This is a genomic window from Streptomyces sp. NPDC030798 (genome assembly GCF_055572275.1).
The window spans coordinates 458,161-479,852 of the sequence record NZ_JBVIDR010000001.1 but is presented as its reverse complement, the minus strand read 5'-3'; the positions used below and the strand labels follow the sequence as shown (position 1 = coordinate 479,852).

The following is a 21,692-nucleotide window of genomic DNA, read 5'->3' as shown; positions in this document are numbered from 1 at the left end:
GTACGCGCGGTCCCGCTCAGCCCTGCACACGGCCTCGCCTCACCCCCTCAGCCGTGCCAGGACTGCCACAGCGCCGCGTAGGCGCCGTCCGCCGCGACCAGTTCCGCGTGGCTGCCCAGCTCGCTGATGCGTCCGTTCTCCACGACGGCGATCACGTCGGCGTCGTGCGCGGTGTGCAGCCGGTGGGCGATGGCCACCACCGTGCGGCCGTCGAGGACGCGGGCCAGGGAGCGCTCCAGGTGGCGAGCCGCACGCGGGTCGAGCAGCGAGGTCGCCTCGTCCAGCACCAGTGTGTGCGGGTCCGCCAGCACCAGCCGGGCCAGCGCGATCTGCTGGGCCTGCGCCGGGGTCAGCGTCAGCCCGCCGGACCCGACCTCGGTGTCCAGGCCGTCGTGCAGCGCACGCGCCCATCCGTCCGCGTCGACCGCGTCCAGCGCCGCCCACAGTTCGGCGTCCTCCGCGTCGGTGCGGGCCAGCAGGAGGTTGTCGCGCAGGGAGCCGACGAAGACGTGGTGCTCCTGGTTGACCAGGGCGACGTGCGAGCGGACGCGTTCCACGGGCATCCGGGACAGTTCGGCGCCGCCCAGGGTGATGCGGCCGTCCCGGGGCGCGTAGATGCCGGCGAGCAGCCTGCCCAGCGTGGACTTGCCCGCGCCGGACGGGCCGACCAGCGCGAGCCGGGTTCCCGGCGCGACCGCCAGGGAGACCTCGCGCAGCACGTCGACGCCCTCGCGGTAGCCGAAGTGCACCCGGTCGGCGTGCACGTCCCGGCCGGCGGGGGCCAGCGCGGGGTCCCCGGCGTCCGGCTCGATGTCCCGTACGCCGACCAGGCGGGCCAGCGACACCTGGGCGACCTGCACCTCGTCGTACCAGCGCAGGATCAGGTTCACCGGGTCGACGAGCATCTGTGCGACGAGGGCGCCGGTGGTCAGCTGGCCCACGTCGATCCATCCCCGCAGCACGAAGGTCCCGCCGACCATCAGGACCGAGCCGAGGACGATGACGTGCACGGCGTTGATGACCGGGAAGAGCACGGACCGCAGCCAGAGGGTGTACCGCTCCCAGGCGGTCCACTCCTTGATCCGTCGCTCGGACAGCGCGATGCGCCGGGCGCTCAGCCGGTGCGCCTCGACGGTGTGCCCCGCGTCCACGGTCTCGGCGAGCGCGGCGGCGACGGCGGCGTATCCGGCGGCCTCCGAGCGGTAGCCGGAAGGGGCCCGTCGGAAGTACCAGCGGCATCCCGCCACCAGCACCGGCACCGCGAGCAGGACGGCGGCCGCCAGCGGCCAGGCCGTCACCACGAGACCGCCGAGGAGCAGCACCGCCCACACGACGCCGATGGCCAGCTGAGGTACGGCCTCCCGCATCGCGTTGGCGAGGCGGTCGATGTCGGTGGTGATGCGGGACAGCAGGTCGCCCGTGCCCGCCCGCTCCAGCACGCCCGGCGGCAGCCCGACCGAGCGGACCAGGAAGTCCTCGCGCAGGTCGGCCAGCATCCGCTCGCCGAGCATCGCACCCCGCAGCCGCACCTGCCGGACGAAGCCGGCCTGCACGAGCAGCGCGAGGACGAACATCCCGGCGGTGGCGGTGAGATGGAGGTCCCGCGCGTGGTCCGACACCCGCTCGACGAGGCCGCCGAGCAGGTAGGGGCCCACCATGGAGGCGAGCACGGCCACCGTGTTGACGGCGATGAGGAGCAGGAAGGCCCGGCGGTGCCGGCGGAACAGCTCGGCCACGTAGGCGCGTACGGTGGCGGCGGCGCCGACGGGCAGGGTGGTGGCGGTCGTCGGGGCCGCCGGGTCGTACGCCGGTGGCGCAACGCCGATCATGCGCTTTCCTCGATCTCTGTGAGCTTGTCCAGGGCACCCAGGAGGGCGCCCTCCTCGGTCAGGTTCCGGTCCGGGCCGGCGGCGGCCAGTTCCTCGTCGGTCTCCCGTGTCACCACGGCCCGGTACCGGTGGTCGGTGTCGACCAGTTCGCGGTGCACGCCGACCGCCACGACCTCGCCCGCGTGCACGAGGGCGACCCGGTCCGCGCGGTCCAGCAGGAGGGGCGAGGAGGTGAAGACCACCGTCGTCCGGCCCGCGCGCAGCCGTCGCAGGCCGTCCGCGATCCGGGCCTCGGTGTGCGAGTCGACCGCGGAGGTCGGCTCGTCCAGGACCAGGACCTCGGGGTCGGTGATCAGGGACCGGGCCAGCGCGAGCCGCTGGCGCTGGCCGCCCGACAGGGAGCGGCCGCGCTCGGTGATCCGCGCGTCCATCGGGTCGGCGACGTCCAGCGAGCCCTGCACCAGTGCCTCCAGCACATCCGCGCACTGCGCGGCCGCCAGCGCGTCCTCGGCGCGGACGGCGCCGGACGCGGGCACGTCGAACAGGTCGCGCAGCGTGCCCGACAGCAGCACCGGGTCCTTGTCCTGGACGAGGACGGCGGTGCGGGCGCTGTCGAGGGGAAGGTCGTCGAGCGGCACCCCGCCGAGCAGCACCGAGACGCCCGGTTCGGCGGGGTGGCCGCCCAGGCGTTCCGCCAGCCGCCCGGCCGCGTCCGGATCACCGCACACCACGGCGGTGAGCAGGCCCTCGTCCGCGAGCAGACCGGTGGCCGGGTCGAACAGGTCGCCGCCGGGCACCGCGGCCTCGCGCAATCCCTCGGCGTCGGTGGACCGCTCCAGCGAGAGCACGCGCGCGGCGCGTTTGGCCGACGGACGGGAGAAGGAGTACGCCATGGCGATCTCCTCGAAGTGCCGCAGCGGATAGCTGAGGACCATGACGGCGCTGTAGACGGTGACCAGTTCGCCGACCGTGATCCGCCCCTGACGAGCCAGGCCGATGCCGTGCCAGACGACCGCGATCAGCAGCAGTCCGGGCAGCAGCACCTGGATGGCGGAGATCAGCGACCACATCCGGGCGCTGCGTACGGCGGCGTGCCGCACCTCCTGCGAGGCGCGCCGGTAGCGGTCGAGGAACAGGTCCTCGCCGCCGATGCCGCGCAGGACGCGCAGCCCCGCGACGGTGTCCGAGGCCAGCTCCGTGGCACGGCCCGCCTTCTCGCGCTGGAGGTCGGCCCGGCGGGTGGCCCGGGGGAGCAGCGGCAGCGCTGCGAGCGCCACGACCGGCAGGCCGACGGCGACGACCGCGCCCAGGGCCGGCTGGTAGAAGAGCAGGCCGACGCAGGCCACGACGACTGTCAGCGCGGCGGCGGTGAACCGGGAGAGGGCTTCGACGAACCAGCCGATCTTCTCCACGTCGCCGGTCGAGACGGCCACCACCTCTCCGGCGGCGACCCGCCGGGTCAGCGCGGAGCCGAGGTGCGCCGCCTTGCGGGCCAGCAGCTGCTGGACCCGGGCGGCGGCGGTGATCCAGTTCGTGACGGCGGTCCGGTGCAGGAAGGTGTCGCCCAGCGCGACCCCGGTTCCGCACAGCAGGAGCAGAGCTCCCGTCAGGGCCAGTCGGGTGCCGGAGGACTCGACGACCGCCTGGACGGCGAGGCCGACGCAGAAGGGCAGCGCGGAGACGGAGACGAAGTGCAGCAGGCCCCAGGCCAGCGACTTCAGCTGGCCGCCCAGCTGGTTGCGCCAGAGCCACCACAGGAAGCGAGGACCCGATCGCGCGTCCGGGACGCCCGGGTCGGAATACGGAAGGTCTTGAATCTGCATGACGTCCCAGTGGCTCGTGTCAGGTGTGGGGGGAGGCGGCAACAAACCGTGAAAGGGTCGCGTCGCAGAGTGGTGAAATTCAACCGGTTTTCTCCGGCGGTCGGTGAAATGCGCCGGGTTCAGGCCGGGTTGTGCGGCGGGCCGACTCGTCCGCAGGACAGAGGCGGGTCCGGAGGCGTCGAACACCGGTGTGAACACCGGGGCGGTCGCACCGCCTTGGGAACGGGATGCCACCATGGTCGGGTGCGGATCGACGGTGTGTGGCGTGTGACGGTCGGGGTGGCGGCGTTCGGGACCCTGCTGGCGGGGCTGTCCGCCTGCGGCGGCGGAGGCTCCGAGTCAGGCAGCGACCGGGCCGGCGGGGCGGCCGGTCCGGCGGCCAGGGCCTCGCACAGCTCCACCCCACAGGCCGACCCGACCCGCATCCCGGATGTCGGAGATCGCCTGTACCGGCGGATACCGGCCGACTCCAGCCAGGTCGTCGTCGCGGTAGGCGCGGGCCGGAACTCGGCACAGTCGAGGGTCGTGCTCTACACCCGGCGCGGTACGCACTGGCACGCGGCGAACAGCTGGCCCGCCCACAACGGCCGCCGGGGCTGGACCACCGACCACCACGAGGGCGACAAGCGCAGCCCGGTCGGCGTCTTCACCCTCTCCGACGCGGGAGGCGTCCTGCCCGACCCGGGCACCAGGCTGCCGTACGACCACAACGCGGCCGGTTACGCGCCACCGTCGTCCTGGGCCGCGTCGCACCAGCACGACTTCGACTACGTCATCGCCATCGACTACAACCGTGTCCGGGGCACCGCACCGCTCGACGGCACCCGCCCCCTGGGGCAGGACAAGGGTGGCGGCATCTGGCTGCACATGGACCATGGCAGCGGCACCTCGGCCTGCGTCAGTGTGTCCAAGAAGGCCATGCAGTACCTGCTGCGCACGCTCGACCCCGCCCGTCACCCGGTGATCGTCATGGGCGACCGGGCGGAGCTGGACGCCTGACCGGCCAGGGAGGCGTCATTGCGGGGCGGCCCGGTCTCCCCGTAGAACACCGGCCATGAGAAGACGGTTAGTCATGTCCATGCTCGCCGGGGCGACCCTCCTGGTGAGTACCCTCTTCGCCGGCGGAACTGCCGCCGCGCAGGCCGCCCCTGTGCCCGGCGAGTTCGGCACCGACTGGCACGACCCGGTGACCGCGGCCCCGCCGGTCGCCCGGCCGCACACCAGGTCCTGCCAGGTCACGCTGGCCGAGACGCAGTTCCGCGACTTCACCCCCTACCGGGGCTCCTACACACCGCCCCAGGGCTGCGGCGACCGCTGGAGCAAGGTCGTGCTGCGACTCGACGGCACGGTGAAGGGCCGTCAGTTCGACCGGCTCGGCTACCTGCACGTCGGCGGGGTCGAGATCCTGCGCACCTCGACGCCCGAGCCTTCCCCCGAGGGCATCGCCTGGCACGTCGAGAAGGACGTCACCCGCTACAGCGACACCTTCCGCAGGGCGCAGGACGTCGAGATGCTCATCGGCAACGTGGTCGACGACACCTACACCGGCGTCATCGGCGTCAAAGCGACGCTCACCTTCTACGCGGGCCGCCCCGCGACCCCGGCCCCCGACCGTGTCCTCACCCTGGCCGACACGCCCGGCGGCACGACCCTCACTACCCCGCGCAACAGCGAGCGCATCGTCGCCGAGGTGTACGCCACCGGATCCGGCGGCGGCTGCGAGGAGTTCTGGTACCTGACCGTGGCCGACCCGGCGTCGTACTCCTGCAAGGCCGACCACGGGCCGTACCGCGAGGTGCAGATCACGGTCGACGGGCACCTTGCGGGGATCGCTGCGCCCTACCCGCACGTGTGGACCGGCGGCTGGTCCAACCCGTTCCTCTGGTATGTCATCCCCGGACCGCGCGCCTTCGACGTACGGCCACTGGAGTACGACCTGACGCCCTTCGCGGGGCTCCTCGACGACGGGCGCCCGCACCGGGTGGAGGTCTCCGTCGTGGGCGTGCCCGCGGGCCGGTCGGGCTGGAGCACCCCGGTGAACGTCCTGGTCTGGCAGGACGCGCACCGCGCCCGGGTGAGCGGAGCCCTGACCGTGGACCGGGCGACGGACCTCGCCAACTCCTCGGTCTACACCCCCGGTACGGAGAACCGGGTCGACACCGAGGCCGGTCACCGGCTCACCGTCTCCGGATACCTGGACACCTCGCACGGACGCGTGACCACCACGGTCACCCGCACCCTCGCCAACCGCTCCGCGCACCGCTGGACCGACGGCGAGAACACGGACGGGCTGGACGCGACCTGGACGGACGACGAGACGGTCACCACCGGGGGCGCACCCGCTCCGGCGCGGACGGCGCACACGACGCACACCCACCGGACGTACACCGTGAACGGGACCACGACCCTCGGCCCGGACGACCGGCTGCGCACCGTGCTGACGCTCGGCGACCGGGTCACGCTCGTGGAGCGACAGGGCGGCCGGCGCACCACATGGTCACGGCTCGACGACACCTACAGCGGTGATGCCGCGTACACGGTCAACGTCCCGCGCGAGCAGCGGCACGCCGTCGGCACGTCGAGCGAGCGGTACCGCCGCCACGGCTCGGACGGCTGCTACGACCGTTCTCTGACCACGGAGCAGGGGGTGCTGACGGAGGACCGCAGTCGCTGCTGAGCCGGGCATCCCTCCTGGGCACGCCGGCCGGGGGCCCTGTCCTCAGCAGCGCTTGGCGGGCTCCCCCTCGATCAGCGTGTCCAGGAGCACACCCAGCACCTGGCGCTCCTTCTCGGTGAGCGGCGCGAGGATCTCCTCGGCCGCCGACCGGCGGGCTCCGCGCAGCTCGCGCAGGGCCGCCCGGCCCTCGTCCGTCAGCTCGATCCGGGTCACGCGCCGGTTCGCCGGATCCGCCACCCGGCGCACCTTGCCGTTCGCCTCCAGCCCGTCGACCAGCGTCGTCACCGCCCGCGGCACCACCTCCAGGCGCTCGGCGAGGTCCGCCATGCGCGGGGGCGAAGCGCAGTGCGCCAGGGTGCGCAGCAGCCGGGACTGGGCCGGTGTGATGCCCACGTCACGCCGCTCAAGGTGGCGCTTCTGGATGCGGTGCACCCGGCGGGTGAGCCTCAGCAGCTGCTCGGCGAGCAGGCCGTCGGGGTCGGGGGTGGTCATGCGGGAACAATATCAGGATGCCGTTCATTGTGAGTATAGGTAACAATGAGCTACGATCCGTCAGTCCTCGCCGGCAGCCCTCGGCCGGCGCCCGCTCACCTCCGTAGGAGCCCATGCATCCCGACCGTGAACCCTCCTGGACCCCGCCTGCCGACGCCAAGGAACAGCCGCGGCAGGTGCGGCGCATCCTCAAGCTCTTCCGCCCCTACCGAGGGCGGCTCGCGATCGTCGGCCTGCTGGTCGGCGCCGCCTCGCTGGTCTCGGTGGCCACACCGTTCCTCCTCAAGGAGACCCTGGACGTCGCGATCCCGCAGGGCCGCACCGGGCTGCTGAGCCTGCTCGCGCTCGGCATGATCCTCAGCGCCGTCCTCTCCAGCGTGTTCGGCGTGCTGCAGACGCTGATCTCCACCACCGTCGGCCAGCGCGTCATGCACGACCTGCGCACCGCCGTCTACGGCCGGCTGCAACGCATGTCGCTCGCCTTCTTCACCCGCACCCGCACCGGCGAGGTGCAGTCCCGCATCGCCAACGACATCGGCGGCATGCAGGCCACCGTCACCTCCACCGCGACCTCGCTGGTCTCCAACGCCACCAGCGTCGTCGCCACGATCGTCGCGATGGTCGCCCTCGACTGGCGGCTGACGATCGTCTCGCTGCTCCTGCTGCCGGTGTTCGTGTGGATCAGCCGCCGCGTCGGCAACGAACGCAAGAGAATCACCACCCAGCGGCAGAAGCAGATGGCAGCGATGGCCGCCACCGTCACCGAGTCGCTCTCCGTCAGCGGCATTCTGCTCGGCCGCACCATGGGCCGCTCCGACTCGCTGACCGCGTCCTTCGCCGAGGAGTCCGAGCGCCTGGTCGACCTCGAGGTGCGGTCGAACATGGCCGGGCGCTGGCGCATGGCCGTCATCACGATCGTCATGGCCGCGATGCCCGCCGTCATCTACTGGACCGCGGGTTTGGCCCTCCGGTTCGGCGGTCCGCAGGCCTCCCTCGGCACCATCGTCGCCTTCGTCTCGCTCCAGCAGGGCCTGTTCCGCCCGGCGGTGAGCCTGCTGGCGACCGGCGTCCAGATCCAGACCTCCCTCGCGCTCTTCCAGCGCATCTTCGAGTACCTGGACCTGCCCGTCGACATCACCGAGCGCGAGCAGCCGGTCCACCTCGACCGGATCAAGGGAGAGGTCCGCTTCGAGAGCGTCGAGTTCCGCTACGACCATGACGAGCGGACCCGCCCCGTCCTCGACGGCATCGACGTGACCGTGCCCGCGGGCGGCAGCCTGGCGGTCGTCGGCCCGACCGGCGCCGGCAAGTCCACGCTCGGCTATCTGGTGCCGCGGCTCTACGACGTCACCGGCGGCCGTGTCACCCTCGACGGCGTCGACGTCCGTGACCTCGACTTCGACACTCTCGCCCGCGCGGTCGGCGTCGTCTCGCAGGAGACGTACCTCTTCCACGCCTCGGTCGCCGACAATCTGCGCTTCGCCAAGCCGGACGCCACCGACGAGGAGCTGTACGCGGCGGCCCGGGCGGCCCAGATCCACGACCACATAGCCGCGTTGCCCGACGGCTACGACACGGTCGTCGGCGAACGGGGCCACCGCTTCTCCGGCGGCGAGAAGCAGCGCCTGGCGATAGCCCGCACCATCCTGCGCGACCCGCCGGTCCTCATCCTCGACGAGGCGACCAGCGCCCTGGACACCCGTACCGAGGCCGCCGTGCAGGACGCCATCGACGCCCTGTCCGCCGACCGGACCACCCTGACCATCGCCCACCGTCTGTCCACCGTCCGCGGCGCCGACCAGATCGTGGTGCTGGACTCCGGCCGGGTCGCCGAACGGGGCACGCACGAGGAGCTGCTGGAGCGCGACGGGCGGTACGCGGCCCTGGTGCGCCGCGACGCGCAGCTGGAGCCGGCGGGCTGACGGGCTGACGGTGCCGGCGGGCTGACGCGCCGACGGTGCCGGGGCGGCTCGCTCGGGCGAGCGGTCCGGCCACTGAGGGGCGACCTCACCCGGCAAGCTGACGATATGTCGGGTTTATGGTCATATGCGTACTACCGTGCCCGCATGCAGATGAACACTCCGCGACGGAGCGCGAGCCGACGCAGTACGACGCGACGGAGCGCCATGCCACGCAGCGCGATGCCACGGAGCACGGCGCGCCGGGGCACGGTGCAGCCCGGCACGCTGCGCCTCACGCGTCGGGGCAAGCTCGTCCTCGTCCTCGTCCTGACCGGCGCCGTCCTGGCCGGCGCGGCCGTGGCGGTGCCGCTGCTGCTGCCCCCGAAGACCGGCCACCAGCACACCGCCGCCCCCCGCACACTGGTCGTCCCGGAGGGCTGGCGCGCGAGCCAGGTGTACGACGCCGTCGACCGGGCGCTCGGGCTGCCCCCGGGCAGCACCCGCAAGTCCCTCGGCAAGGCGCACCTGAAGCTGCCCAAGGAGGCCGACGGCAATCCGGAGGGCTATCTGTTCCCCGCGACCTATCCCGTCGACAAGGGCGCCACTCCCGAGTCGCTGCTACGGCTGATGGTCGACACCGCCAACGAGAAGTTCGACAGGGCGCCGGTCGCCGCCGGGGCGCAGCACACCACGATGAACGTCTACCAGACCGTCACCGTCGCCAGCATCGTGCAGGCCGAGGCCGCGACCAAGGCCGACATGGGCAAGGTGGCCCGGGTCGTCTTCAACCGGCTGCAGCACGGCATGCCGCTGCAGATGGACTCCACCCTCAACTACGCCCTGAACCGCACCAGCGTGCACACCGGTGTGGGCGACACCCGCATGGACAACCCGTACAACTCCTACCAGCGCATGGGCCTGCCGCCCACCCCGATCGACAACCCGGGCGAGGACGCCGTGCGCGCGGTGACCAACCCGCCGGCGGGCGACTGGCTGTACTTCGTCACGGTCAAGCCGGGCGACACCCGCTTCACCGCGGACTACAACGAGCAGCAGCGCAACGTCGCCGAGTTCAACGCCCGGCACCAGTCGCCGACGGCGCAGCCCCGGCCGAGCGGAAGCCCGAGCCCACAGCGGCCCCCGGCATCGCAGCAGCCCCCGGCCCCGCTGCAGCCCTCGGACACACAGCGGCCCCCGGTCACGCAGCCCGCGAGCCCGCAGCGGCCCCCGGTCACACAGCCCACGGTCACGCTGCCGCCGCAGTGAGCCGGCGGGGCATCACGCGGCGGCCGACTCCACCGGCTGCTCGGCCAGCAGCCGCCGGATGTCCCGTACGGCCGCACGCCCGGCCCGGTTGGCCCCTATGGTGCTGGCCGAGGGGCCGTAGCCGACGAGATGGATCCGCGGATCGGCGACCACGCGGGTGCCGTCGACGCGGATGCCGCCGCCCGGCTCGCGCAGCCGCAGCGGCGTGAGGTGGTCGAGCGCGGCCCGGAAGCCGGTGGCCCAGAGGATCACGTCGGCGGCCACGTGCCGTCCGTCCCGCCACTCCACCCCGTCCGGGGTGATCCGGTCGAACATCGGCTGCCGGTCCAGGACCCCGTCGGCCAGGCCCTGCCGGATCGCGTCGTTGAGCGGGAGCCCGGTGACGGAGACCACGCTCCGCGGCGGCAGTCCCTGCCGTACCCGGTCCTCCACCAGCGCCACCGCCGCCCGGCCCGCCTCCTGGTCGAAGGGGCCCTCACGGAAGACAGGGGGCCGCCGGGTGACCCAGGTGGTGGCGGCCGCGTACGGGGCGATCTCCAGCAGGTGCTGGGTGCCGGACGCACCGCCGCCCACCACTACGACACGCCGCCCGGCGAACTCCTCCGGCCCGGCGTACTGCGCGGTGTGCAGCTGGCGTCCCCGGAAGGTCTCCCGACCGGGGTAGTGCGGCCAGAACGGCCGGTCCCAGGTGCCGGTCGCGTTGATCAGCGCTCGGGTGGACCAGGTGCCGTCCGAGGTCTCCACCAGCAGCCGTCCGCCGTTTCCCGCACGCACGGCCCGCACCTCCACGGGCCGTCGCACCCGCAGGCCGAAGGTGCGCTCGTAGCGGTCGAAGTACTCCCTGATGACCTCCGCCGACGGCCGCGCCGGGTCGACGTCCGTCAACTCCATGCCGGGCAGGGAGTGCATCCCGTGCACCTTGCCGTAGGTCAGCGACGGCCAGCGGAACTGCCAGGCGCCGCCCGGGCCGGGGGAGTGGTCCAGCACCACGAAGTCGCGGGCCGGCTCGAATCCGGTGCGCCGCAGGTGGTAGGCGCTGGACAGTCCGGCCTGGCCGGCGCCTATGACGACTGCCTCGACCTCGCGTGTTCCGTTCACGCCTCTCCCAACAGGGACGCGCCCGGGGATCTTCCCGGCAGTTCGGCGCCCCTGGCGTGTGGAACGCGGCCTCTGGGTCAGGATGGGAGCATGTCAGATGTCTTCACCACGCGAGTCCTGAACATCGCCACCGGATCCCGGGAACGCGTCGTCGATCTCACCGACGACTGCGAGAGCTTCCTGCGCGAGGCGGCGGCCGGCCGTGACGGCCTGCTGAACATCTTCGTCCCGCATGCGACGGCCGGGATCGCCGTCATCGAGACGGGCTCCGGCAGCGACGACGATCTCCTGACCACCCTGCACACCCTGCTCCCCGCCGACGACCGCTGGCAGCACCGCCACGGCAGCCCCGGCCACGGCCGCGACCACGTCCTGCCCGCCCTCGTACCGCCCCACGCCACGCTTCCGGTGGTCGGCGGGCGACTGGAACTGGGCACCTGGCAGTCGGTGTGCCTGGTGGACACCAACGTCGACAACGCCAACCGTCAGGTACGCCTGAGCTTCCTGGGCTGAGCGGGGTCGTCGGTTGCTGCAGCCAGGTCGGTGAGCAAGCATGCACACCAGATAGATGGGATGTGTGTATGCGGCCGGCGCTCTTGTGTCGGGCCAGCGCTTGTGAACTGTGCAGCTCAAATGGGATCGAAAAGGGTGTGCCGGAGCGGCGCGTTCGGTTCGGTCCCCTTCATTCATCCCATTAATCTCACGCACGACTGTTGACATGAGTGCTCCCCATGCTCGACCTTCATCCGTGGCACCAGGACGCTCCGTTCTGCTGAGCGCACCCCCCTCCCCTCCTCCGTACCAGGGATGCCCATGTCGAGTTGGACCAACAGACGCCAGTTCCTTGCCGGTGCGACCTGCGTGGCCGCGGCAACCGTCGCCGGGGGCGTGTTCGGCGCCGGCAACGCCCAAGCGGCGCCCGCCACCTACACGGCCGACTGGGGCTCGGTCGATCAGCATCCGCCGGCTCCGGAGTGGTTCCAGGACGCCAAGTTCGGCATCTACTTCCACTGGGGCGTCTTCAGCGTCCCCGCGTACGACAACGAGTGGTATCCGCGCAACATGTACATCGACGGCAGCGCGGCCAACACGCACCACGTCGCCACCTTCGGTCAACCCTCGGCGTGGCCGTACCACGACTTCATCAACGGGGCGAAGGACCTGGCGGGCCACGACGTCCAGTTCGCGCCGAAGCTGAAGTCGGCCGGAGGACACTTCGACCCCGACGAGTGGGTGCAGCTGTTCGTGGACGCCGGTGCGAAGTTCGCCGGCCCCGTCGCCGAGCACCACGACGGCTACTCGATGTGGGACAGCCAGGCCAACGAGTGGAACTCGGCCGCCAAGGGGCCGAAGCTGGACCTGCTGCGGCTGTTCGCCACGGCCGTCCGCGCCAAGGGCCTCAAGCTGCTGGTGGCCATGCACCACGCGTACCACTTCAACGGCTTCTACGATCACGTCCCCGCGCAGACCGACCCGAGCCTGAGGAAGCTGTACGGACAGCTGGGTCCGGCGGCGGAGAATCAACTCTGGTACGACAAGCTCAAGGAAGTCATCGACCACGTCCGGCCGGACATCCTGTGGCAGGACTTCAAGCTGGACGCCGTCGACGAGCAGCAGCGGCTGAACTTCCTGGCGTACTACTACAACCAGGCCAACTCCTGGGGCACGGAAGTCGTCGCCACCTACAAGGACGGGATGAACGGCCACGGTGAGGTTTTCGACTACGAGCGCGGCGGCCCGGCCGACCTCACCGCCCCTTACTGGCTCACCGACGACAGCATCTCCAACTCCAGCTGGTGCTACACCCAGGGCATCGGCTACTACAGCGTCCAGCAGATGCTGCACTCGCTCATCGACCGGGTGAGCAAGAACGGCAACATGCTCTTGAACATCGCGCCGATGGCCGACGGCACGATCCCGCAGGCTCAGAAGGACGTTCTGCTGGGGATCGGCGACCATCTGCGGCGCTTCGGCGAGTCGGTGTATGCGACGCGCGCGTGGACCGCGTACGGCGAGGGCCCGACGAAGATGGGCGGTGGCGCGTTCACCAACCCGACCGCCGGCACCGCGCAGGACATCCGGTTCACGCGGAACAAGGCCAACACCGTCCTGTACGCCACCGTCCTCGGCTGGCCCGGCAGTACTCTGAGGATCGCCACCCTCGCCGCGGGCCGGATCGACCTCACGTCCTTGACGTCCGTGAAGCTGCTCGACGCCACTGCCGGCACCTACATCACGCTGCCCGCGCCGGCACAGGACTCCACCGGGCTGCGGGTGACCCTGCCCTCGTCGGCACCGTTCGGCGCCAACGCTTACGTCCTGAAACTCGCCTTCTCCGGTGAGATACCCACCCTGGCGCCCGCGCACGGCGCCGTGCTCTTCAGAGACGTCGACTACGACGGTGCCGGCGCGGTCCTGGCGATCGGCGACTGCACCGGCGACCAGCTCGGCCTCGCCGGGCTCGGCACCCGCACTCTCTCCTCCCTGCGGCTTGCTCCGGGCTACCAGGTGATCGGCTACTCCGGAGACGGCTTCACCGGCACCTCGTGGACCTTCACCGCCGACACCCCCGACCTCCGGGTGACCGGCAACAACGACGCGGTCTCCTCCCTGAAGGTGCAGTTCAAGCCGTCCATGTACTTCCGGATCACCAACGTCACAGACGGCCTGGCCCTGGACAGCGGCGGTGACGTCGGCGCCGGCGACGGCCTCAAGCAGTGGACGTACGACGGCAGCCCCAACCTCCAGTGGCAGGTGGTCGAAGTCGGGGGCGGCTACTACAAGTTGATCAACCGCACCAACGGGATGGTCGCCGACGGCTGGGGCGCCACCGCGAACGGGGCCACCGCTCGGCAGGCACCGTGGAACGGCGGCACCAACCAGCAGTGGAAGATCACCCACCGGGGCGACGGCCGCTACTCGATCGCCAACCGTACGACCGGCCTCGTCCTCGACGGGGGCGGCGACGTGGCCTCCGGTTCCGTCACCAAGCAGTGGACGTACGGGAGCAGCACCAACCTGCTGTGGACGTTCACCGCCCTCTGACACCGCACCGCAGTGACCCGAGTGGCGGGCACGGTCCGGCGCTGCTGCATCGCGCCGGGAGAGTCGATGCCGATGAAGTCGAGGTGCTGGCAGATGTGCCGGTTCCCGGCCCGGCAGGCCGGACAGGTGTCCTCCCGGCGCAGTGGCTCACGGTGACCGCGTCGCCGGGCGAACAGCCCTCCACGCCCGGGCCGACTCAGCGCAGGTCGGTGCCGCAGATGCCGACGTAGGCGGGGGCCACTCGGTGAGCCTCCACCACTCCTGCGTCTCGGGGTCGGCCTCGAGTGCCGCGATGTCGGCCTCGAAGTCCTCGCCGTGGTACTCGAAGTAGGCGAACAGCGCGTCGCCGTGGAGGAAGATGCTGTAGTTGCGGATCTGAGCCCGCAGGGGGGCGGCTTCGACTCCCGGCCAGACGTGGCGTCCGGTAGCTGGGGGTGTTGGCACGCAGCCGGAGCCGGAGTGTGAGCCGGATCCGGGTGGAGGCCGGCAGGTGGACCGTCAGGAAGGCGCTGTCACAGGACTGTTCGGTGTCGGTGACCACGGGGTCCGTGTGGCCGTAGTCGTGCCTGTCCCCGATCCAGCTGTCGTCCGCGCACGTCGTGTACCGGACGGCGGTGATGGTGTGCTCCGCGAAGGCGCCGCAAGGAGATCCAGCGGCGCCTGTTCGGCTGAGCGCGGGTCCCGCGCCGGCGGCGGGCCCGCGGGTGTGTCCCGCTCGATGCACGGAGCCTTGGACGGTTCCCAGGCGCGGCTCAGCCTCCCGGAGTGACAGGGGGTCGCCGGGACGGGGACGGGACCAGACCCAGTTGCTGGGCGCGCAGCAGCGTGCTGACGCGGTCGCGGGTGCCCAGCTTGCGGTAGATGTTCTCGATGTGCTTGTGCACCGTACGGACCGAGATGCCCAGGCGGCGGCCGACGGCGTCGGCGGTCAGGGCGTCGGTGAGCAGGAACAGCACGGCCGTCTCGCGCGGCGTCAGCGCGCAGTCCGCCGCCCGCTCGTCCGCCGGCCCGGCCGGGGCCGCGGCGGACCGCCGCCACTCCTCCAGCAACTGCCGCTGCCGCTCCACGCCGGCCAGCAGCGGCTGCGCGCGCTCGGCCATCGCGAGGTGGTCGTCGGTGAAGTCCGCACCCGAGCGGTAGACCAGGCAGCCGGTGATCGGGGTACCGCTGCCGGGCAGCGGTACCCCGAGCACGTGGTCGACGTCGAGGGTGTCGTCGAGCAGGCGGGCGGTCGCGCTGCCGGTCCAGCCGGGGCCCGCCGCACGGTGCGCGGTGACCGGGGCCCGGTCGGGGCGGCCCGCGTAGTGCTGGGCGAAGGGGTAGCCCGCGCGCAGCAGACCCAGCTCCGCCTCGCCAAGCCGGGCCAGTTCGGCGGCCGCCGCGCCGGGGGCGACGCCGACCGTGCCGCTGGCCTCGCTCCAGTCCTCCAGCTTGTGCACGACCGCCTCACCGCCGCACAGATCCACCAGCGCGCTGCTGAGCATCGGCCACAGACGCCCGGGATCCCGCTCGTGGAGCGCCGCGACGGCGACCGCCGTCAAACGTTCGTAGGCCCTGTCCAGCCCCAGTACCACGGTGTCCTCTCCGCGTCTCGCCCGCTCACCGTCCCCCTGTCCGGCGCGTGTACGTACTTGTACGCATACCCCCGCCATCCCCGGCTGCCGCAGACTTCAACCCGGCGGCGCCGACCAGCTCGGACGCACGCCGGGCGGGCCGCCGGCGCGGGGGAACGGCGGCCCGCCCGGCGTTGCCGCGGCTCCAGGAGCCGCCCTCGCCCGCTCCCCGGTGCCCCGAGCCATCCCCCTCAGGCACCCGAAGACCCCCATGCTCAGGCGCCCCAGGCCGCCGCGCACAGAGCACGGTCGACCTCGTCGGTGTAGCGGGCCGCCGCCAGCCAGGCGCGGGCGAACCGGTCCGGATCCGCCGGGAGAAGGCGGCCGAAGACATCCCGGGAGCGCTCGGCCGCAGCCGCGTGGAGCTCGTCCAGGAGGTCACCCGCCGTCGCCAGACCGTACCCGGCCAGCCGCCGGGCGTCGGCCCCCCGGTGCCCCGGGCCCTCGAAGGACAGCACGAGCCGGCCGCCCGAGGCCGCCTGGTGCACGCGGCGCCGCAGCAGATGAACCGGAGCCTCCTCGGGCGTGGGCACGGCCACCGCGGTGGCCGGCGAGGCGGGCGCCACGGGCAGGTCGGCGTGCTGGAGCCGGTCCAGACCGGCGTCGACACGGCTGCCGGGGTCGGCGGGGTGCTCGACGGCCAGCAGCAGGGCTCGGGGGTGCGGGGCCGGAGCGAGCCGGGCGATCACCCGGAGCCGGCTGCCCCGTGCGGCGGCCAGCAGACGCAGGTTGTCGCGGTGGGGGAGCGCCGGGTGGTCGTGGGCGGCGGTCAGGCGCAGGCCGACGCCCCCGCAGTCGGCGAGGAGACAGTCACCCGCCGCCTCCCTCGCCGTCCCGGTGAGGGTCACCTCCAGGAACAGCAGGTCGTGGCCCCCGGCCAGGGCCCGGCCCACCTGCTCGGCGGCCGGCACCGACCACAGGCGGTCCAGGGGCTCCTCGCGCCAGCCGGCACCGGACGCCCGGACCGCCCGTACCCCCGCGCCCGCGCCGAGCCTGCCCGTCGGGGAGACCGTCGCCCCGGACACCGCCAGTCCCGCCCGGGCCAGCTCACGGTGCGTCAGCGCCGTGTCGCCCACGCGGACGGCCCGGTCGGCCGCGCCCACCGCCCGCCCGGCGCCGCCCGGTGCCACGTCCGACACCTGGTACAGGCGGCCGTGGGCGTCGGCGGTCCAGGTCACGGCACCGGCGTACCCGCTCGCCGTGAGCACCGGCTCGGAGAACAGGCCGTACAACCGCAGCGAGCCGTCCGGGCGGTACGGCTGGCGCAGCGTGCCGCGCCACTCGGTCAGTTCCGCGCCCTCGGCGCGCGGTAGGCGGTGGGCCGCCGACAGGGCTTCGCGCAACGAGCCGACCAGGTCGGCGAGGCGGTACGCCGGGTCGGCGGAGCGGGCCGCGCGCAGCGCGGTGACCACGGAGACGGCCGCGGCGGCGGCCCTCGGCAGCCCCGCGAGCCGAGCCGTGTGCGCGGCACGCAGCAACTCCGCCTGGAGCACCGCGCCGGAGCCGTCCGTACCCGCTTCGAGCACGGCGGCCGCGGCGGCGTGGACGGCCCTTGCGGCGGCGTGCTGCTCAGGGCCCGCCCGCTCGGGCTCCTCCCGCTCCCTCGCGCCAGGCTGCCCGGATGCGGTCACCGGCGCCGGATCCGCGGGGGATCCCGCAGAGGGGAGCGCGACGGGTTCCGCGACCGGCGCCGCCGAGGCCGCCGCCGCGCGGTGCAGGCAGTCCGGGGCCAGCAGGCAGCCGCAGCGGACCGCGTCCGCGCGCGTCACCGTCCCGCCGGGAGCGTGCAGTTCCACGGCGGTGCTGTCGTCGACGGCGATGCGCACGGTGTCGCCGTCGCGGACGGCCGGGCGGCCGGACAGCTTGGCGACGCCCGCGTCGAGCCGCTTGCGCAGCCGGGGCGAGAGCGCCCCGACGAGTTCGGCCGTCACGGACGGATCGACCGGCGGCAGCTCGGGCCGCTCACCGTCCGATCCCACGGGTTCCGGAGTCATGCGATCTTCTCCCCTACCCAGCGGGCGAGTTCGAGCGGACTGAGGGCGGCCACCGGCATGCCCGCGGCGACCAGTTGACCGGCGACCCCGGTGGAATACCGGGGGCGGCCCGCGTCGTCGAGGCTCGCGCAGCCGAGGACATGGCAGCCGGCCCCGACCAGGGCGCGGACCTCGGCCAGCAACCCGCCGACGGGGTGGCCCTCCTCGAAGTCGCTGACCACCACGACGAGCGTGCGCGAGGGCACGGTGACCAGTGCGCGCGCCTGCCGCAGCCCGGCCGCGATGTGCGTGCCGCCGCCCACGCTGACCTCGAGCAGCAGCGACAGCGGGTCCTCGACGTGGTCGGTGAGGTCGATGACCTCGGTGGAGAAGGCCAGGAAGTGCGTGGACAGGGTGGGCACCCCGGCCAGCACGGAGGCCGTGAGCGCCGCCCAGACCGTGGACGCCTCCATGGACCCGGACACGTCGGTGACCAGGATCAGCCGCCAGTCGGCGGCCTTGCGCGCCCGGGTGCGGAAGACCGGCCGCTCGGGAACGACCTGGACCGTGCCGTCCGGCATACGCCGTGCCGTCGCCAGGTTGGCGCGCAGCGTGCGGGGCAGGTCGAGCCCGCCGCCCGGGCGCCGGTTGGGGCGCGGCAGGGCGGTGCCGTGCAGGGCAGGGCGCAACCGGGTGGCCAACTGCCGGGTCAGCGCGTCGACCAGGCGCCTCACCAGCGGACGCAGCGCGGCCAGCCGGGCCTCCGGCAACCCTCCGGCATGCCGCAGCACCGAGCGGAGCAGGTCGACGGAGGGCCGTACGGTGTCCGGGTCGAGCTCCGCGAACACGTCCTGGCGGCCCGTGGCGGCGGCCGCCGCCAGTACCTCCTCGCGGATGCCTGGCCCGAAGAGCGCCGCCAGCTCCTCGGACCACTCGCGCACCCCGGGATACGGCGCCTCACGCCCGCCGCCGCGGCCCGCGCCGGCGAGGTCGCCCCGGCTGCCCTCGCCGCGCCCGCTGCCGTACAGCTCGTCCAGTGCGGTCGCCAACGGACGGGCGGAGGCGGGCAGCTGGTCGGTGCGGCGGCCCAGCACCAGGCGCCACCGGTCGGCCGGTGCCAGCCGGTGGTCCGTGGCGGAAGCGGGCGCGGCGGGTCCGCCGGCCGCGTCGCCGGCCGCCTCCGGCCGGCGGGCCGGCGGCAGGAGTCCCCAGTCGGCCAGGGCGGCACGGGCCGCGAGGTCGGCGCGGGTCCAGCGGGCCAGCGCGACGGGGTCGGCGGCGCCGGTGTCGGCCAGATACCGCTCGTCCAGGCGCTCCTCGACGGCGGACAGGAGCCGGTCGCGGGCGGCGGGGCTGAGCGTGTCGAAACCACCCCGCAGGGCCGGCAGCCGGTCCAGGAAGTCCTGGTCGGACAGGTCCGACACCCGGCCCAGCAGAGGTTCCAGCGCGGGCGCCGCCGACTCCAGCAGCTGCCCGGCCGCGGTCAGCAGACCGGTGAGCCGCGCGGTCAGTGCCGACCGGGACTCCGCGTCGCAGGCGCCGTCCACCCAGGACGCCACCCGGTCACCGAAGCCGCCCGCATCCTCCTGCCCGAGCAGCACCCGGACGGCGCCCGCGGCCCCGCGCATCAGCGGGGAGCCGCCGGCGGCCAGGCGGGCGAGCGCGTCCGTGAGCCGGATGCCGCCCAGCAGGTCCGCGCGGTGGGCGAGTTCCAGCAGGGCGTGGGCGTCGGCGGGGTCCTCGGAACCGGCCAGCCCGTCGACCTGGCGCACGGCAGCCGTGGTGAGCAGCTCGGCCACGGCCGCGGCCCGCACCGTACGGTCCTCGTCGGCCGGCAGCCCCGGGATGTGACCGGCGCGCAACCGGTCCAACAGGGCGAGGGCGGCGAGGAGTTCCGGCAGCGTGCCCGCGTTCGGCAGCACCTCGGCGGTGTCCTCCAGCCGTTCGTCCGCCAGACCTCCGAGTCCGCACTCCGCCGCCCGCTCCAGACCCTGCAGGGCCTGTGCCGCGGTGGGGCCGCCCTCGGCGCGCTCCGTGCGGCGCCGCTCCCGCAGCACACCCTCGGCGGCCTGGGCCGGGGTGACACCGCGGACGCCCGCCGCGGTCAGCATGGCCGCCGTGGCCGGGGTCCAGCGCACCTCCCAGCGCGAGGTCAGCGCCTCGGCGCCACCCGTGCCGGCGACCCCCTTGGGCTCCGCGTACGGCACCGCGCACACCGCCAGGCGGCGCAGCAGGAGTTCGCGGCGGCGGTCCAGGTCGGAGCGGAGCGGGTCGAGCCGCAGGTCGCGCGCGGTGCCGGGGCCCGAGTCGGCGGGCCCGGGCAGGCCCAGTGCGGCCAGCTCCGCCTCGACCGCCGGAGCGAGCCCGCTGCGGGGCGCGTCCGGAGCGGGACGCCCGGCCCGGGTGCCGACGAGCGCCCTCTCCATCGCCCGCGCGACGGCCCGGCCCCGCCCGTAGGGCTCGCCCTGCGCGAGCACCGTCTGCACCGCCTCCACCAACTCGCCCCGGCCCGCCGCGGGCAGGCCCCGCAGCCGGGCCAGATCACCGGCGAGTCGTACGATCTCCCGCGCGTCTGCGGGGCCGGACGGGTGCCCGAGGGCCCGCAGCTCCGCACACACCTGTACGGCGGCACCGGTCAGCGCGTCCTCCAGCGCACCGGGATCACCGGCCGCCTCGAGCACCCTGTGCTGCCACTCGGGGTCGCGGATCCCCGCGGGGTAGCCGGAGCGCTCGTCGAGGAGGGCGTAGGTGTAGGGGATGAGGGACGTGGTCCAGACGGGCTGGGCCTTGTTCGCGACCGGCGCGGCCCCTTTCCCGGCGCGGGCCGATCCCGGCCGGATACGACCGGTGGACACGTCGGCGCCGTCGGGTGGGGCCGGCACGGCACCGGCGTCGGCGCCGTCGGGCGGGGCGAGCACGGCGCCGGCGGCCTCGGCGCTCTCGGTTGGGGCGGGTACGGCGCCGGCGGCCTCGGCGCTCTCGGTTGGGGCGGGTACGGCGCCGGCGGCCTCGGCGCTCTCGGTTGGGGCGGGTACGGCGCAGGCCGTGCCGTCGAGCTGGGCGGGTGCGACGGCTCCCCACTCGGTGCCGTCGGGTGGGGCAAGCACGGTGCCTGCCGCAGCCGTGACGTCGGGCGGGGCGGATACGGTGCCACCGGCCTCCGCGCCGTAGGGCGGGGCCACGAGCGCCGGGGCGTGGAAGGCGCCGACCAGCACGGCGGCCCGCTCGCCGTGTGCCGTCGCGGCGGCCAGGCACGACCGCATCCACGCCTCGCGCCGCAGATCCAGCTCCGGCACTCCGCCGGAGGCCGCCGCGTCCGCGCGCAGCGCCCAGCCCGTCAGCAGCGCGGCCCGGCGCAGCGCCTCCGGCGGCGAACCCGGGGCGGTGGCCTCGACCAGCCGGTCCCACAGGTCGTCACCGGGCCGCCCGGTGAGACGGGAACGCAGCGCGTCGACGAGCCCGGACGGGGCCAGGGCGTGGCCGCTGCCCGGTGTGAGGCAGCCGCCAGGCCGTGCCCCGGTGAGGGCCGGGTCCTCGGACGCGGGCCCGTCTCCGGATTCCTCGGCCCCCACAGCCGTGCCCCCGGCGGTCGCCTCCGGCTCGGCCCCGCCCCACGCCCGGTCCGCGAGCGGCAGGTCGCACGCGACGACCGGTACGCCGTGCCGTGCCGCCCAGCGCACCGCCGCCAGTTCCGGGGAGAAGTCCGCGAAGGGGTAGAACGCCGGACCGCCGGCGCCGTCGCCGCGGGCGGCGGCGAGGGCGACCGGTGCTCGGGTGTCCTCGTGGGCGAGCCACGGCAGCCAGTCCTGCAGCTCGGCCGGGAGTTCGACGAGCAGGACGTCCGGCTTGGCCGCCTCCAGCAGCGCGGGCACGGCCGCGGCCAGGGAGGGCGCGTGGTGCCGTACGCCGACCAGGTAGGGCGCCGCCGGGTCGGTGAGGGCCGCGAGGGCCGCCTCGGCAGTAGCGTCGGGCACG

The 21,692-nt window shown here is 73.7% G+C and carries 14 protein-coding genes; 6 read left to right on the top strand and 8 right to left on the bottom strand.

What is annotated here, in order from left to right; translation table 11 throughout:
* Window positions 1-47: 47 nt before the first annotated feature.
* Both ACZ404_RS02180 and ACZ404_RS02175 read right to left on the bottom strand, forming a co-directional pair.
* Window positions 48-1,829 carry an ABC transporter ATP-binding protein gene (locus ACZ404_RS02180; protein WP_468435359.1) on the bottom strand — a complete coding sequence of 594 codons (1,782 nt, stop codon included), beginning with the start codon at window positions 1,827-1,829 and terminating at the stop codon, window positions 48-50.
* Window positions 1,826-3,652, bottom strand: a complete 1,827-nt coding sequence (locus tag ACZ404_RS02175) for an ABC transporter ATP-binding protein (protein WP_468435358.1) — start codon at window positions 3,650-3,652, stop codon at window positions 1,826-1,828. Before ACZ404_RS02175 ends, ACZ404_RS02180 begins: the two co-directional genes overlap by 4 nt.
* Window positions 3,653-3,895: 243 nt before the next feature.
* On the opposite strand from ACZ404_RS02175, the gene ACZ404_RS02170 reads away from it, so the two are divergent.
* Together ACZ404_RS02170 and ACZ404_RS02165 are read left to right on the top strand one after the other, a co-directional pair.
* Entirely contained in the window at window positions 3,896-4,651 is a 756-nt protein-coding gene (locus ACZ404_RS02170; protein ID WP_468435357.1) for a L,D-transpeptidase family protein, read from the top strand.
* A 55-nt stretch (window positions 4,652-4,706) separates the two neighbouring features.
* Window positions 4,707-6,329 (top strand): peptide-N4-asparagine amidase, encoded by a 1,623-nt coding sequence (locus tag ACZ404_RS02165; RefSeq protein ID WP_468435356.1) that lies wholly within the window; start codon window positions 4,707-4,709, stop codon window positions 6,327-6,329.
* Between the two features lie 42 nt (window positions 6,330-6,371).
* On the opposite strand, the gene ACZ404_RS02160 is transcribed toward ACZ404_RS02165, so the two are convergent.
* Window positions 6,372-6,821 carry a MarR family winged helix-turn-helix transcriptional regulator gene (locus tag ACZ404_RS02160; RefSeq protein WP_468435355.1) on the bottom strand — a complete coding sequence of 150 codons (450 nt, stop codon included), beginning with the start codon at window positions 6,819-6,821 and terminating at the stop codon, window positions 6,372-6,374.
* 113 nt (window positions 6,822-6,934) lie between these two features.
* Between ACZ404_RS02160 and ACZ404_RS02155 the strand changes: the two genes are divergently transcribed.
* On the top strand, window positions 6,935-8,743 hold the full coding sequence (locus tag ACZ404_RS02155) for an ABC transporter ATP-binding protein (RefSeq protein ID WP_468435354.1): 1,809 nt from the start codon (window positions 6,935-6,937) through the stop codon (window positions 8,741-8,743).
* 204 nt (window positions 8,744-8,947) lie between these two features.
* Entirely contained in the window at window positions 8,948-9,988 is a 1,041-nt protein-coding gene (mltG, locus tag ACZ404_RS02150; protein WP_468435353.1) for an endolytic transglycosylase MltG, read from the top strand.
* Window positions 9,989-10,000: 12 nt separating this feature from the next.
* Here mltG and ACZ404_RS02145 read toward each other — a convergent pair whose 3' ends face one another.
* On the bottom strand, window positions 10,001-11,086 hold the full coding sequence (locus ACZ404_RS02145; protein ID WP_468435352.1) for an NAD(P)-binding domain-containing protein: 1,086 nt from the start codon (window positions 11,084-11,086) through the stop codon (window positions 10,001-10,003).
* 90 nt (window positions 11,087-11,176) lie between these two features.
* Here ACZ404_RS02145 and ACZ404_RS02140 point away from each other — a divergent pair, with 90 nt between their 5' ends.
* Window positions 11,177-11,599, top strand: a complete 423-nt coding sequence (locus ACZ404_RS02140) for a secondary thiamine-phosphate synthase enzyme YjbQ (RefSeq protein WP_468435351.1) — start codon at window positions 11,177-11,179, stop codon at window positions 11,597-11,599.
* Between the two features lie 300 nt (window positions 11,600-11,899).
* Complete coding sequence (locus tag ACZ404_RS02135) at window positions 11,900-14,131, top strand: alpha-L-fucosidase (RefSeq protein ID WP_468435350.1); 2,232 nt, start codon at window positions 11,900-11,902, stop codon at window positions 14,129-14,131.
* Between the two features lie 147 nt (window positions 14,132-14,278).
* Here ACZ404_RS02135 and ACZ404_RS02130 read toward each other — a convergent pair whose 3' ends face one another.
* The 4 genes from ACZ404_RS02130 to ACZ404_RS02115 all read right to left on the bottom strand — a co-directional run bounded on the left by ACZ404_RS02130 (window position 14,279) and on the right by ACZ404_RS02115 (window position 21,691).
* On the bottom strand, window positions 14,279-14,575 hold the full coding sequence (locus tag ACZ404_RS02130; protein ID WP_468435349.1) for an L-rhamnose mutarotase: 297 nt from the start codon (window positions 14,573-14,575) through the stop codon (window positions 14,279-14,281).
* 308 nt (window positions 14,576-14,883) lie between these two features.
* Window positions 14,884-15,699, bottom strand: a complete 816-nt coding sequence (locus tag ACZ404_RS02125; protein ID WP_468435834.1) for a helix-turn-helix transcriptional regulator — start codon at window positions 15,697-15,699, stop codon at window positions 14,884-14,886.
* A 260-nt stretch (window positions 15,700-15,959) separates the two neighbouring features.
* Complete coding sequence (locus tag ACZ404_RS02120) at window positions 15,960-17,738, bottom strand: hypothetical protein (RefSeq protein WP_468435348.1); 1,779 nt, start codon at window positions 17,736-17,738, stop codon at window positions 15,960-15,962.
* A complete protein-coding gene (locus tag ACZ404_RS02115; protein WP_468435347.1) occupies window positions 17,735-21,691 on the bottom strand; it encodes a DUF5682 family protein in 3,957 nt (1,318 codons plus the stop codon). The genes ACZ404_RS02120 and ACZ404_RS02115 overlap by 4 nt, the downstream gene beginning before the upstream one ends.
* Between the last annotated feature and the right edge of the window lies 1 nt (window position 21,692).